14 protein-coding genes and 1 pseudogene are annotated in these 13,170 nt (G+C 39.3%); 4 read left to right on the top strand and 11 right to left on the bottom strand.

Annotated elements, in window-relative coordinates:
* Nucleotides 1–11: 11 nt before the first annotated feature.
* Nucleotides 12–860 carry a Ku protein gene (locus V7L95_RS15400; protein WP_007499384.1) on the bottom strand — a complete coding sequence of 283 codons (849 nt, stop codon included), beginning with the start codon at nucleotides 858–860 and terminating at the stop codon, nucleotides 12–14.
* A 115-nt stretch (nucleotides 861–975) separates the two neighbouring features.
* On the opposite strand from V7L95_RS15400, the gene V7L95_RS15395 reads away from it, so the two are divergent.
* Both V7L95_RS15395 and V7L95_RS15390 read left to right on the top strand, forming a co-directional pair.
* A complete protein-coding gene (locus V7L95_RS15395; protein ID WP_340967120.1) occupies nucleotides 976–2,841 on the top strand; it encodes a DNA ligase D in 1,866 nt (621 codons plus the stop codon).
* Between the two features lie 34 nt (nucleotides 2,842–2,875).
* The gene (locus tag V7L95_RS15390; RefSeq protein WP_035700895.1) at nucleotides 2,876–3,571 is read left to right on the top strand and encodes a YoaK family protein; all 696 of its coding nucleotides are present in this window, start codon (nucleotides 2,876–2,878) and stop codon (nucleotides 3,569–3,571) included.
* A gap of 39 nt (nucleotides 3,572–3,610) precedes the next feature.
* Here the strand turns inward: V7L95_RS15390 and V7L95_RS15385 are convergent, their stop codons facing one another.
* The 5 genes from V7L95_RS15385 to V7L95_RS15365 form a co-directional block, all read right to left on the bottom strand.
* Nucleotides 3,611–3,832, bottom strand: a complete 222-nt coding sequence (locus tag V7L95_RS15385) for a hypothetical protein (protein ID WP_008343948.1) — start codon at nucleotides 3,830–3,832, stop codon at nucleotides 3,611–3,613.
* A gap of 462 nt (nucleotides 3,833–4,294) precedes the next feature.
* Nucleotides 4,295–5,407, bottom strand: coding sequence for a tetratricopeptide repeat protein (locus V7L95_RS15380; RefSeq protein ID WP_058213749.1), 1,113 nt, complete (start codon nucleotides 5,405–5,407; stop codon nucleotides 4,295–4,297).
* 245 nt (nucleotides 5,408–5,652) lie between these two features.
* Nucleotides 5,653–6,735: a collagen-like protein gene (locus V7L95_RS15375; RefSeq protein WP_340967117.1), complete on the bottom strand. Its 1,083-nt coding sequence runs from the start codon at nucleotides 6,733–6,735 to the stop codon at nucleotides 5,653–5,655.
* 62 nt (nucleotides 6,736–6,797) lie between these two features.
* A complete protein-coding gene (locus V7L95_RS15370) occupies nucleotides 6,798–7,142 on the bottom strand; it encodes an S-Ena type endospore appendage (RefSeq protein WP_008343952.1) in 345 nt (114 codons plus the stop codon).
* Nucleotides 7,143–7,216: 74 nt separating this feature from the next.
* On the bottom strand, nucleotides 7,217–7,870 hold the full coding sequence (locus V7L95_RS15365) for a CotZ-related putative spore coat protein (RefSeq protein WP_035392640.1): 654 nt from the start codon (nucleotides 7,868–7,870) through the stop codon (nucleotides 7,217–7,219).
* Between the two features lie 384 nt (nucleotides 7,871–8,254).
* Here V7L95_RS15365 and V7L95_RS15360 point away from each other — a divergent pair, with 384 nt between their 5' ends.
* Nucleotides 8,255–8,626 (top strand): iron chaperone, encoded by a 372-nt coding sequence (locus V7L95_RS15360; RefSeq protein WP_008343954.1) that lies wholly within the window; start codon nucleotides 8,255–8,257, stop codon nucleotides 8,624–8,626.
* Nucleotides 8,627–8,677: 51 nt separating this feature from the next.
* On the opposite strand, the gene V7L95_RS15355 is transcribed toward V7L95_RS15360, so the two are convergent.
* On the bottom strand, nucleotides 8,678–9,268 hold the full coding sequence (locus V7L95_RS15355) for an undecaprenyl-diphosphatase (RefSeq protein WP_025207381.1): 591 nt from the start codon (nucleotides 9,266–9,268) through the stop codon (nucleotides 8,678–8,680).
* 140 nt (nucleotides 9,269–9,408) lie between these two features.
* Nucleotides 9,409–9,951: a GNAT family N-acetyltransferase gene (locus V7L95_RS15350; protein WP_025207380.1), complete on the bottom strand. Its 543-nt coding sequence runs from the start codon at nucleotides 9,949–9,951 to the stop codon at nucleotides 9,409–9,411.
* Nucleotides 9,952–10,116: 165 nt separating this feature from the next.
* On the opposite strand from V7L95_RS15350, the gene V7L95_RS15345 reads away from it, so the two are divergent.
* Nucleotides 10,117–10,578 carry a macro domain-containing protein gene (locus tag V7L95_RS15345; RefSeq protein ID WP_340967106.1) on the top strand — a complete coding sequence of 154 codons (462 nt, stop codon included), beginning with the start codon at nucleotides 10,117–10,119 and terminating at the stop codon, nucleotides 10,576–10,578.
* A 70-nt stretch (nucleotides 10,579–10,648) separates the two neighbouring features.
* On the opposite strand, the gene V7L95_RS15340 is transcribed toward V7L95_RS15345, so the two are convergent.
* From V7L95_RS15340 to V7L95_RS15330, 3 genes and pseudogenes are all read right to left on the bottom strand, one after another.
* Entirely contained in the window at nucleotides 10,649–11,119 is a 471-nt protein-coding gene (locus V7L95_RS15340; RefSeq protein ID WP_224563472.1) for a TIGR01741 family protein, read from the bottom strand.
* 5 nt (nucleotides 11,120–11,124) lie between these two features.
* Nucleotides 11,125–11,391, bottom strand: a pseudogene (locus V7L95_RS15335) (DNA/RNA non-specific endonuclease); the annotation flags it as partial.
* Nucleotides 11,392–11,905: 514 nt separating this feature from the next.
* Entirely contained in the window at nucleotides 11,906–12,241 is a 336-nt protein-coding gene (locus V7L95_RS15330) for a hypothetical protein (protein ID WP_041507239.1), read from the bottom strand.
* Nucleotides 12,242–13,170: the final 929 nt, after the last annotated feature.

The following is a 13,170-nucleotide window of genomic DNA, read 5'->3' as shown; positions in this document are numbered from 1 at the left end:
CGGTCTTTTCTTTATGCATTCTTTTCTTTTTTAGCGGGTGCTTTTCTTTTCTTAGGTGCTGCTTTTTTCGTTTTTTCTGGTTTTGATCGATCGATAGAAGCCTGCAAAGCGGCCATCAAATCAGTGACATTGGATGAAGCCTCTTTTTTACCTGTCGTTGCTGGTTGAACGGTATGTTCTCCAGAAATTTTGTCTCCAATGACATTCATCAGCTGCTCTCTGTATTCATCGCGATAAGCGGCTGGATCGAATGTGGTGGTCAGCTGCTCAATTAAAAGGAGTGCTGTATCTAACTCTTTCTTCACGATGTTTTCCTCTTGCGGGATATTGGGGACGTCTGATACTTGCCTAATTTCGTCAGGGAAATGAATGGTTTCCATTAGTAAAATATGTTCGTAGCACCTAACAATCGCTAATTGCTCCTTTGAGCGAATCATGATCTTGGCTACACCGATTTTCCCTGATTCTTGCAACGCTTTTCTTAATAATGAATAAGCCTTTGCTCCGCCGGTATCTGGAGATAGAAAATAACTTCTTTCATAATAGATGGGGTCGATTTCTTCTATCTTCACAAAATCAATAATTTCGACGGCTTTTTCTTCATTTTCTTTTCTCAGCCTTTCGAGTTCTTCCTCATCCAATTCAATGAATTTATTTTTGGCATACTCGTACGCTTTTACAATTTGCTCTGGCGCTACCTCCTCGCCGCAGTTAGCACAAACCTTTTTGTAGTTAATTGGCGTATGGCATTCTTTATGAAGCTGTCTTAATTTAATATCTTTGTTTTCTGTAGCGGTAAACAGCTTGACTGGAATATTCACCAGTCCGAAGCTAATGCCGCCCTTCCATACTGTATGCATCGTAACGCCTCCGTTCTTTTCTCCTTACTATGTAATGTTTTCATCAGAGTTATGTATGTTTATGAAAATTTCATCCCACCATAAGAACACATGATGTAAGGAAGTGAAAAACATAATGAAACCGATGCGTTTAACGTCTGCACATGATATTCCTGCTGGAGCAGACTGGCTGTATGAATTAAAATATGACGGCTTTAGGGCCATTCTTATTTGGGAAATAGACACCATCCATTTAGAGAGCAGAGCCGGAAAGCGATTAAATGAACAATTTCCTGAAGTCATTGATCAGTGCCAGCAACTAACAAAGCAGCTTGCACCTTTTTTACCGCTGACCCTAGATGGAGAATTGGTCTTTTTACTGAGTGAACAAGAAAGCGACTTTACAAAGGTTCAGCAAAGAGGCCGCCTGAAAAACACAGAAACCATTCAACGCCAGGCTAAGCGGTTTCCATGCCATTTGATTGCATTTGATCTATTGAGATGCAAAGGGAAATCCCTTGTTGATTTACCGCTGATTGAAAGAAAAGCTGAGCTGCATGAGGTGTTCCAAGCAGCAAATCTTCCTCCCTCCGTTCAGCTGAATCACCCCTCTCTTCTTCAAATCATCCAAACCGATAGCAGCCCTGATGACATGAAAAAAATCATGCTGACATATTTAGCGGAAGGATTAGTTGCTAAAAAGAAGATGAGTAAATGGCAGGAGCATACCCGCTCGAAAGAATGGCTCAAAATCAAAAATTGGCGGTATGTATCTGTCATCGTGACTCGTTTTGATAAAGACAATGGCTATTTTCAAGGATGTCTTTATCAAGAAACGAATCTCATAGAGGTTGTCCAATTTAAGCATGGTTTTTCTAAAGAAGAAGAACAAACCCTGCGTACCTTATTTCTAACCAAAGGTCAAATGACTGAAACATCACATTATGAAATCCCACCATCCATTGTCGCAAAGATTGCCTGTATCTCTTTTGATGGATCAGCCTTACGAGAGCCCCGGTTTTCTTCGTTTTTATTCGATGCAGATCCAGCAACGTGTACCTTTCAACACATGCTCAAACAGCTTTATCCACTCCCAGCTATGATTGATATCACCCACCCAGAGAAACCGGTTGTACCTGCCCTTCATATCACAAAGGCAGATTACTTACTTTATTTGAGGCAAACCGCTTCCTATTTATTACCCTTTTTACGTGAAAGACGTCTTACGTTAATACGCTTTCCTCACGGCACTGGTGGAGAATCTTTTTATCAAAAGGCAACGCCCGATTATGCGCCTGATTTTGTTGAGACAGATCAAGCGCACGATATTTCTTACACAATCTGTAATGATCCTAACACGTTGCTTTGGCTAGGTAACCAGCTGGCGATGGAATTTCATATTCCTTTTGAAACGAGAGATACAGATCGGCCTGTAGAAATTGTATTTGATTTAGATCCGCCTTCTGTTAAAGAGTTTCACCTAGCAATAGAAGCAGCCAAACGAATCAAGGTCATTTTAGATGGACTCTTTCTCACCGCATTTATTAAAACAAGTGGTGGGAAAGGGCTGCAAGTTTATATCCCATTGAAGAAAAATGCCTTCACATATGAACAAACTAGACAATTCACTGCGTTCATCTGCCAATTTTTATGCGAACAAGCACCCGAGCTGTTTACGCTAGAGCGTCTAAAGAAAAACCGTGGCAACCGTTTATATTTAGACTACCTTCAACATGATGCTGGAAAAACAATCATCGCCCCGTATTCCCCGAGAGGAAACGAGCTTGGACTTGTTGCAACACCGATTGAATGGGAAGAATTAAATAGCGAAGAATGTCACCCTTCTTTATATACGATGCCGGCTGTTATGAAACGTCTAAAGGAAAAAGGCGATCCATTCCGTCAAATGAGGCACCATGTGAATGATGATTCTTTTCGACAAGTTTTATATCAGCTGCAGGACATGTTACCAGCTCATAAAATGGACATACGCGGTCATTAAGCGTTACACTTATTCATTAGAGAGGAAGAAAGGGATGACCATTTTGACCGCACACTCAATACGAAACATTGCACTGATGTTCTTATGTCTTACCGCAGGAATAGTGGATGTTATTGGCTATTTAAGCCTAGGGCATGTGTTTACAGCAAATATGACGGGAAATATTGTACTGCTTGGCATTGCAGCAGGCAGTTCATTGCAGTTAACCGCTCTTCATTCCATCACGGCACTTAGCGGATTTGTTCTAGGTGTTTTACTAGCTGTTGTCATAGGTGGAAAACAAGAAAAAACATTTTGGCCAAAAGCCGTTACACGCATCTTTATCATAGAAGTCATCATCTTGCTTCTATTTGCTCTTATGACCATTTTCCCTTATACGCAAGGTGCTTATTTTATGCTGATTATCCTTTTAAGTATGGCGATGGGCATGCAAACGGCGGCCGCACGCAAATTAAATGTCGCTGGCATTTCTACAACAGTTTTAACGAGTACACTTGCTAACTTATTTGAAGATTTGGCGCAGCGCTTATCAAATCGGGAAAAAAGAAAAGCCCCTATTCAGCATGTGAGCTTTCTGCGAATTGGATCTATTGTCTTTTACTGCCTAGGTGCTGCTTTAGCAGCATACACAGATGCGTACGATCCGTTTATCATCATTTGGCTGCCTATTTGCATCCTAGGGGTTATTGTAATCACAGCTACATTTAAGCACTTTCACCAATTGAAATAGCCAATCTTAGATGGCTATTTCAACCACTTTGATGAAACATTAATAACTTCTTACATAAAAACCAGGAGGACGCCCCATAATGAATGTGGAGCCATATGGAGAATATCCAGAAAACGTCCCGAACCCTCCATATCCAGGGTAACCTCCTAAGCCCGAGAACACGCCAGGGCTCACATAATACCCGCCAAAGCCAATATGAGGTCCCACTGCTCCACCGCTAAAACCGCCGCCATGAAAGCCTCCATACACCCGTGGATCCATACAATCACCTGCCTTCAACTTACACTTCATCTCATCATATGCGTGACAAATGGAGCGGTGTTCCCTCTTTTGTAACAATTTCTATGTACAATAGACCAATTTCATAAAATTTGAATGAAAAGTCCTGCAAAAAATTAAATTAAGCAAAGAAAGGTGACCTTTTTAACTTGTTGCTCTGCCCTATGTTTATTTAGAATAATGGAGCAGGTAACAAATTTGCACACCCCCTTTGTTGCGAATTCTTCTTATTAAACGTTCTTGCAGCGTTTAATAAGAAGAGCCTATTTTCACCCATATAAAAAACCCTTGCTGATGATCATCAACAAGGGCGAGATATGATTGGGTGATTAACCACCAATGATTTTTTCTGCTACTTCGAAAGAACCCGCTACATTTTCAGTTAAAACAGCCGCAGCGACCGCTAAACCCACAACGAATAATACTTTTAATCCTGTTTTCATCTTATATCAACCCCATTCTTTTCATATGTAAATCCGCTTCTAAACTTTTATTCAAGTAAAAAACAGACTGCTCATAAAGTGCTTGCTTTTCACAATACTTTGCAGCAAAGTGAGAAAGCTCTTTCACTTCATGATATTCATTCTTTTCTTCTAACTTTCTTAATTTCTCATTAATTTGCTGAAATCTTTGTGGCACATTCGTTAAGTAAAGATCATGTACGATGCCTATTTTGAGCTGAAACACTTCATGAGAAGCATCTTTTATTCGTGCATATGCAGCCTCTATATACTGGCTTGCGCGCTGCTTTTCACCAATCACACAGAGTTCCCGGCTGATCAGATACGTAGAATGGAAAAAGAAATCAGAATCATAATACTCTTGATGAGACAATGCTTTTTCAAGATGTCGTATGGATTCTTTCGGTTTATTCCAAAATGAATATAAAATGGCCACATTATGATGGTGCTGAGCCAGCATAAAATCATCCTGTTCGCTCGTCAACACCTCTTCCGCCAAACGATAATTCTCAAGCGCTTCTTCGTACCTGCCAATCTCTGTAAGGTTGGCTGCAATAAGAGAATATGAAAGTGCAGTTCTTCTTTCATATTGCTTGTGACGTTTATAGACGTGTAGAGCCCTGCGAATATAACTTAATGAAAGCATAATATGACTCAGGCGATAGTAAAGCCACGCGACCTTAAAATCGAAATCAGCGCGTTCAATTTCACTCGGAATTTTATCTAAGAGCTTTTCCGCACTTTGATACATCTGTAATGCAACCTCATAATTCCCCTGATGCTGTTCATACACACCCTCATAAAAATCAAAATAATAAGCAAGGCGATTAGACAAATCATCATCTTTTTTCCCATAATGGCCTTCTATACTTTTCGTTGAAACATTGCCTTTTTGCCCTCTTAAATTGTACATCAGAATATGATGCCTTTTCTCTAGAAGAGAATAATACATGAGGATGTCAGCATCATCAATTTCCTCTACTGCCTGTTTCGCTTTAGCAAATAGCCGTTCTGCCTCATCTGCATGATCTTTTTTGATTTCCATGTTCCAGTCATTTAATAGTGATGCCAATTCCGCCACAGGAACTTTGCTCATTCTACACCCCCAATCACCTTCAGCTACACCACATGATTTCACTAAATATGGAACTTCTATTAGCAATTGCTAATTAGTCCATTTGACATCATTTTAATATGAATCACTTGAATCTTCAATAACCGATTCCTTCGTTATTGCGTTTCTTTCTCCTAGTCAATGATGCATACACTAAAAATTCCGTCTTTTTTCTATTAAAGGACACGGTTGAATTGAAAAAAAAGCCCTTATTGGGCTTTTTGGATTTATTCCAATCTGATAATGGTTAATGCCGCTCCAACAGATCCCCCGCCAAGTAATACTACGGTTGCGACTAAACCGAATATTTGAAGAGAAATTTGATTCCCTGCTGCAAGTGTTGTAATGAGAGATACGTTGTAGGTAGATGTAGATAAAGCGGGTGATAAAATAGACCCTGCTATGGGTGTTCCGTTGTTAATTACCCTTGCTCCTGCAAGCAGTGAAGCGTTTGTGTTTATTTGATACGTGATGAAATACCTCCCTGAAACAGGTACAGTAAACACCGTATTCCCACCACTTACAGTAAATCCATCTAAACTTTGGTTATTAGGCAGCGTCACTGCCGTTCCGCCTAAAACAACCAGCACCGTACTTCCCGACGTATTGGATGCGTACATCGAGTTAGTTGTTAAACTAGTACCGGTTGGACCTGTGTCACCTGTGGCTCCGGTTGAACCAGTTACTCCCGTTGGACCTGTGGCACCAGTTGTGCCCGTTGCACCGGTTGAACCCGTGGCTCCAGTCGGGCCGGTTATTCCTGTTGAACCCGTGGCTCCCGTTGGACCCGTGACTCCGGTTGAACCCGTGGCTCCCGTTGGGCCAGTTACTCCCGTTGGACCCGTGGCTCCCGTTGGGCCAGTTACTCCGGTTGAACCCGTTGCACCGGTTGAGCCGGTTACCCCCGTTGGACCCGTGGCTCCTGTTGGACCAGTTACTCCCGTTGGACCCGTGGCTCCCGTTGGACCAGTTATTCCTGTTGAACCTGTGGCCCCGGTTGGACCGGTTACTCCGGTTGAACCCGTAGCTCCGGTTGGACCAGTTATTCCGGTTGAACCCGTGGCTCCCGTTGGACCAGTTATTCCTGTTGAACCCGTGGCTCCCGTTGGGCCAGTTACTCCGGTTGAACCCGTGGCTCCGGTTGGACCAGTTATTCCTGTTGAACCCGTGGCTCCCGTTGGACCGGTTACTCCTGTTGAACCTGTGGCTCCCGTTGGGCCAGTTACTCCGGTTGAACCCGTGGCTCCCGTTGGACCAGTTACTCCTGTTGAACCCGTGGCTCCAGTCGGACCAGTTATTCCTCCACACATATTAAGTTGGGCGCACATGTCTCACACTACTTTCAAACTGTGGAATTTTCAAGACATACACACTAATACTGATAATTGAGAGAAAACGAAACGACAATACTTCCAGTCGAGGTTCCACCAGTAGCTAAAATCCCAATCGAGTTCAGATCACTGAGCGTAATGGATCGACTCTCTCCCGGCGGTACCGTGAAATCAGGAACAGCTGTACCGTTTACCTCTAAAGCCACGGTAGGTGCTACAGCCACAATCCCATTGTTTTCCACCATGATGGTTCCGTTTATGACATAAGGTGTTCCATCTGTCCAGACGACAACTGCATCAGCTGCTGCTGCTAAATCAAGTGTGAAGCATACTGCATCATTTACAAAGCCCGCTTGTTCATTACTACATCCGCCTAAAATAGCCATTTTAACCCTCCTTCAACCTAGTCTTGATAGACTATGATCCATTTACCTTTGAAGATTGTGCGATTATCACAGCTTCAAAGCTTTATTTTTCTTCTTTGCACCATGTTGATTTGCATGTCTAATCGTGCTTGCACACTTTCAGTTGATGGAGATTTCAAGATAAATTTCACATCTTTCACAGTAATCGCACGACTTTCTCCTTTTTGGACAAGAAGATCATAACAAAATGTACCAGTTTGAATCCTAATTGCGACTGGTACATCCTGATGATCTTGATGATGCAACACAACAGTTGCCGTATTGAGAAATTTTGTTCCATTCCGCCATACTTCCACCGAACTGGGCGTTGTGGAAAAACAAAGAAAGATGTGGTGAGATTCTATATTCTTTAAAATAAGCGCATCATATACAGGAAGCTCTACTTCAATCATTCCACATAAAAAAGAAAGATCTACAAGAATTTTCGAACTGGATCGATACAAAACTTTTTGACAGCATGTTGATCTATTGCAGCACGGTACAAGAAGTTCCAACAGCACACAATTCTGCTTTTCATTGATAGAGCTCAAAGAAAAATAGCAAGTCTTAAACACACTTCTTTCAAAAAACACCCATGAGTAAAAAGGTTCCCCATCTTCCATGGTGAGCAAAAAGGGAGAACTCATCGAACGTTTGTGAGTAAAGCCTTCTAATTTTGTTTGATTGTTTATCTCTTTTAGTTTACTCATCAACAGGTTTGTCACTTTCAATCAGCCCAATTCCATGCTGTATACATAACTATATGGTCTTTTATCATATGTGCCTTTGACTATTTTGTGCGATTGGATTAGATGATGAGCATAGCTTTTCATTTTTCAAGTTTCTCTATATAATATGAACAAGAACTTCCGTGCCTCAGTAGCTCTAGAAGGGAAGAGCGCCGTAAAACAATTGTAGCTAGCGGGTCGCAAGGCAAGGGTTTCAGAAGCACCGAAAAGCAAATGAGCTGAGACAGGTGAAACTCCTGTCGGTGAAATTCCGTAGGGAAGCGTGTTGCCCCCTAGCCTATGCTTACGAAAGGAGTGCGGGTTCGAATCCCGTCTGAGGCTTGATGAATATGGAGGATGAAAACAATGCAGGTTTTTGAAGAATATGTAAGCAATATCGGTCATCCAGAGCTGAAACAGCGCATGCAAGACATCTTACAATGGATTTCAGACACATTCCCTCAATTAGAGCCAAGAATTGCTTGGAATCAGCCCATGTTCACAGATCATGGCACATTTATTATCGGATTTAGCGTCGCCAAACACCACATTTCTGTCGCACCAGAAGGAAAAGGAATTGATCACTTTTCAGCAGATATTGTACAAGCTGGTTATGACCATGGAAAAAAGATGTTTCGGATGAAAGAAAGCTTACCGATTGACTATCCTCTGCTAAAAAAAATCATCGAATTTAACATTGAAGACAAAGCAGATTGTTCCACATTTTGGCGAAAATAATAAACACCCCGATCTGATTTCATAACAGATTGGGGTGTTTTTTCGTGAGACTTACATTTTATTTGGTTCTCTCTCTCCTGTCCATTTCTGCTCCACCCATTCATAGCACGACAGAAGCAGGCTAACGCCCTTTTGGAATAGCGGCAAATAAACAACGGTTACCGCCGTTAAACAAGCGATCACAGCACCTGCCAGCACATCAAATGGATAATGAACACCTACCCAAATCCTTGAAAATCCTACAGCGCAGGCAATGAAAAGCCAATAAATACGACGCTTGTGAAAAAGCCAAAAGACTATACAAATGGAAAAAATAAAAATGGTGTGATCACTCGGAAAAGAGTTGTTCACTTCCTTTTCGATTAAAAGATTAACATGATTCAATTCTGCAAAGGGCTGCTGATTGGAATAAAAGAGCCCAGCGACTTTCCCTAACATCTCTGCCAAGATAAAGGTCAACCCAGCAGATATCATCATCCATCTGTTTTTTCTGCTTCGGTTTTGAAACCACATGATCAAAAACATGATTGCAATGAACATCACTGAATATTCAGCCAATCCAATAAGAACTGGATTTAAGACATCGTGATTCATACTAAGCTGATTAATCGACCGAAAAACCCGTTCATTAAACTCCTGCATCTCATTTCATTCCTTTTGCTTCGTTTAGGAAAAGGATAAATGAAAAAAGAAGACCGTGACATCGATCGAGCGAACAAAACAAAGGGATCATCTCACATTTTTTTCACTTCGTTGTCATCCCAATACCAAGAAACCATGCACTATTTAGAATGATACTGCTCCCATTCTTTTTTCAGCAAAGCATATTGATAGGTATTTTCATATTTAGGTGTGCCATCTTCATTTGTAGTAAATGAAACAAACTCAAGAAAGAGGCCTTCCTTCCTCATGCCTAAACGCTCACATAATGTTTGAGATCGATCATTGTCATCCTCTACATATGCATATAAGCGTCTTGCTCCTTTATTGACAAATAGATATGACAAGAGCGCTTCAGCACTTTCACGGGCATATCCCTTTCCTTCATATGACGCATGAAAATTCCAGCCAATCGAATACGTATCCGGCTCATCTTTTAAATGAAACAGTTCACCGATAATCAACTGACTTTCTTTTAAACAAACCGCCATATAAGAGTGATCTGCTTTTCTTTTTTGCACCTTAGCGACCGCTTCTTCTAATGTAGAGATTTGATCATCCAGAAAACAATTTACTCTTGGTTGAGACAAGTATGCAAGCATTCCGGGTGCATCTTCATCACGAAATGGTCTAAGAATTAAACGATTTGTTTCTATTTTATCCATAAGACTCTCCTTACTACTTTTTCTTTATCTTTCACTATTTTAGATGTCATGGACTTTTTTTGCCAATTTGGTCGTATGAACGTATCCATTTTTTTAAACATAATGTCATCAAAACTGATATAATAGAACATAAGTTTGCATTTTATTGAAAAGGGATGACTTAAAATGATTAAAACGGTAGAAGGCAATATCTTAGACGCAGAAGAAGACATCATCTGTCACCAAGTGAATTGTAAGGGTGTCATGGGAGCAGGATTAGCAAAGCAAATCAAAAGCAAATACCCAAATTTGTATAAAGACTATAAACGGTTATGTGCAGAACAAGGAGATGATTTATTAAGCTCCGTCCAGTTCATCACAACGAGCGACGGAAAAACCATTGCCAACTTATTCGCCCAAGTTGGATACGGAAGAAAAACAAAACAAACAGATGACGACGCATTACGCAGCTGCTTTGAACATCTAAAACAGACAGTGACAAATCCAAATGAAAAGAACCCCCTTCATTCTATCGCCATTCCTTATGGGATCGGCTGCGGCTTGGCAGGCGGCGATTGGACGATTGTTCGAGAGATGATGGAAGAGGTCCTTGGTGAGTGTGAAGTGACGGTTTATCGGTTTAAATAGATGAAATGAGAAATTCCGATGAAAACAAATATTACAAAAACCCTCCTTCATTTATTTGGAGGGTCATTTGCTATTTGCTATTTTTCAAATAATTTAGCACAGCTTCTTTATCTTCCTCATCTTCAGGTAGAAATCCGAACGTTTCGTATTCCCAAACGGCTATTCTTTGTACATTGTCAATACCTAAAGAATAAACATCTTCGTATCCAAAATCAGTTGAGAATTTACCCGATTTCTCCAACTCGAGAGTAGCTGTTGTCCAAGCACCTAGACCATTTTCTATATATTCCTTCTTCAACTCTTCAAGAATTTCACTGAGCTCGACAAATAAATGTTTATATGTAGAGTTACTTACACTATATCGTTTTGGAATATCGTGCCCATAGACTCGTTCTTCATTATTAGGTTCAGTAAAATAAAAGGTAATTCCTGCTGAATCATCCAATATTTCTGCATACATCCAAACTTTATCCCAATCACATGGAATCATTTCATTAATTGCTTCTGCTATTTTTTTATAATTCAATTCTAATCCTTCCATTATCTTTAGCCTCCAGGTTGATTCTTAATTTTTTCAAGATAGGATCGTTTTCCAATGTTATATTCGATGACGAAACTATCTGGTCTTAAGGAATCATCTTTATAGATAGGTTCAATGCTAACTTCTACATGTTTAGGTGGATCAGCCCTCAATGCCTTCAACCATCTTTGCTCCATCTCATACCATTTCCCGCCACTTCGATTAATTTGTGAACTCATTGGTACAAGATTATCAATATCTCCAGACCCTTTAAAAATAGAGGCAATTAAATGGTTTTTATTATTATAAGAAAATACAAAGATTAGAATTAACCAAAAAGACAATACTTCAAACAGTCCACTGTTGTATATTTTTGAAAAAGGTAAAATCAAAGTAAAATATGTTAAAATGATGGCTCCTAACAACATGTATAATGTGCTTTTCATATACATCCCCCCAACAATTTTTTCTCAACGATATCATATTTTTTAAGACCTTTCAAAAATGATTTAGCAAAGTTGCTCTTATAGTCTACACTTCGGTAGACAGTACTCAAATAGATTACTTTCACGTTCAAACTCCATCACAACTTCATCAAATTATGATAGCAATCATTAAGACACTTATTAATATTTTGCATCTCAAATCACTTGGGGTTGTAATGCCACCCTGTAATATTCTGTTTACCATTCATTTATTTTCACACCTACATGTGAAGAAAGAACTTTCTCCACACCTTACTCCAAGTAGACACAAAGCTAAGAAAGGTGAAACTATACTCCACTAAATAATAAAAGAAAAACCCTATTATAAGGGTTTTTCTTTTTTGGAATCGTACTCTTTAATAATATCAATTGGATCAATCGCATCATCATCTTGTGTATATTCCTCTACATAAGGAGTAATTAATTTCTCAAACTGCTTTTCATCATCCACTAGAGCAATACAAGTTTCATACCCTTCAAAATCAGATGGGTATAGATTTGCAACAGCACTACCGTTTTTCAAAGCCTGATCTATCGCATTCTTTAATTCCAATAGACCCTTCCTGTTTCCTAAAATCAATGCTTCTCTGTGATGAGTTTCTTGAGCATATATATTACACATCTCTAGAACATCATCATCATCCACTTGAATAGACATATAAAAGCACCTCCGAAGTTAAATTTAGTTCATTTTATAATTCTTAATGTCAACATGCCAAAGAGCCATGACCTCAAACGTCTGATCCCAATAGTGATTGCGGACACCGCAAACAAAAATAGCTCAAACTACTTAACTGTACTTTGCTCCTTTTTATATTTCATTACTTTTATAATTCTATAAACTATTACAGCAACATAGCACACAACTAAGGTAATCAGATATTCAAAAGGAAAATCTCTTTGTACACCTTGATAAAGAAAAATTGCTAAAAGGACTGTAAACAAAATTATTTGAAAAACTTCTTTTTTTATCATCCAAATCCTCCGATATACTTTCACTTACGTTTTATACTTTTAATTACAATCCAGAGAAAGTTATGTTACCGTGAAATTATAAAACAATCAGTTTCAACATTCTACAGTCAGTTCCATATTTAGGATTTAAGTAACAAAATTGAAAGTATGTACTATATTTGTTTTTACCTCAAATTGTTTTCTTCTCTTTCTTCATAAAAACATCTTGAAATTCTTCATACATTTTTTCAGCTTTTCAGAATCCCATACTTTATACAGCTCTCACATAAATATATACAGTGAAATTGGGTAATACCCATATTTTCTCTAACTGACATTAAAAGTTTCCTCTTCAAAAAGCTTAATAAATTCATTTGTTTTTTAGTATCTCTATACGCTGCCATCAAAGTAAATGGAGCATCTAATATAAAAAAGACTCCATTATGGCATATTCTTTTATACCATAAGGAGCCTGACACTTTAATCCACTTTATCATTTTTTAAACAATTATACTTCGCAGTGATGAATTAAAACCCTATCCCTTTTATGATCCTGCACCTCTTGAGGAAAGTAACACTATCTCATCTTTAACATCTGACTGAGTTTGTTGTACAACAGGCATTCCAAGAATT

The organism is Bacillus sp. PPSBB_11, from assembly GCF_038023285.1.
In the GTDB taxonomy this organism is placed as follows: domain Bacteria; phylum Bacillota; class Bacilli; order Bacillales; family Bacillaceae; genus Bacillus; species Bacillus altitudinis.
The sequence above is the reverse complement of the archived record's forward strand: the minus strand, read 5'-3'. Positions and strand labels throughout refer to the sequence as shown.

Bases quoted from the DNA above. Each gene is read 5' to 3' on its own strand.
- V7L95_RS15400 (WP_007499384.1), bottom strand. From the start codon at position 860: ATGCATACAGTATGGAAGGGCGGCATTAGCTTCGGACTGGTGAATATT.
- V7L95_RS15395 (WP_340967120.1), top strand. From the start codon at position 976: ATGAAACCGATGCGTTTAACGTCTGCACATGATATTCCTGCTGGAGCA.
- V7L95_RS15390 (WP_035700895.1), top strand. From the start codon at position 2,876: ATGACCATTTTGACCGCACACTCAATACGAAACATTGCACTGATGTTC.
- V7L95_RS15385 (WP_008343948.1), bottom strand. From the start codon at position 3,832: ATGGATCCACGGGTGTATGGAGGCTTTCATGGCGGCGGTTTTAGCGGT.
- V7L95_RS15380 (WP_058213749.1), bottom strand. From the start codon at position 5,407: ATGAGCAAAGTTCCTGTGGCGGAATTGGCATCACTATTAAATGACTGG.
- V7L95_RS15375 (WP_340967117.1), bottom strand. From the start codon at position 6,735: ATGTGTGGAGGAATAACTGGTCCGACTGGAGCCACGGGTTCAACAGGA.
- V7L95_RS15370 (WP_008343952.1), bottom strand. From the start codon at position 7,142: ATGGCTATTTTAGGCGGATGTAGTAATGAACAAGCGGGCTTTGTAAAT.
- V7L95_RS15365 (WP_035392640.1), bottom strand. From the start codon at position 7,870: ATGAGTAAACTAAAAGAGATAAACAATCAAACAAAATTAGAAGGCTTT.
- V7L95_RS15360 (WP_008343954.1), top strand. From the start codon at position 8,255: ATGCAGGTTTTTGAAGAATATGTAAGCAATATCGGTCATCCAGAGCTG.
- V7L95_RS15355 (WP_025207381.1), bottom strand. From the start codon at position 9,268: ATGCAGGAGTTTAATGAACGGGTTTTTCGGTCGATTAATCAGCTTAGT.
- V7L95_RS15350 (WP_025207380.1), bottom strand. From the start codon at position 9,951: ATGGATAAAATAGAAACAAATCGTTTAATTCTTAGACCATTTCGTGAT.
- V7L95_RS15345 (WP_340967106.1), top strand. From the start codon at position 10,117: ATGATTAAAACGGTAGAAGGCAATATCTTAGACGCAGAAGAAGACATC.
- V7L95_RS15340 (WP_224563472.1), bottom strand. From the start codon at position 11,119: ATGGAAGGATTAGAATTGAATTATAAAAAAATAGCAGAAGCAATTAAT.
- V7L95_RS15330 (WP_041507239.1), bottom strand. From the start codon at position 12,241: ATGTCTATTCAAGTGGATGATGATGATGTTCTAGAGATGTGTAATATA.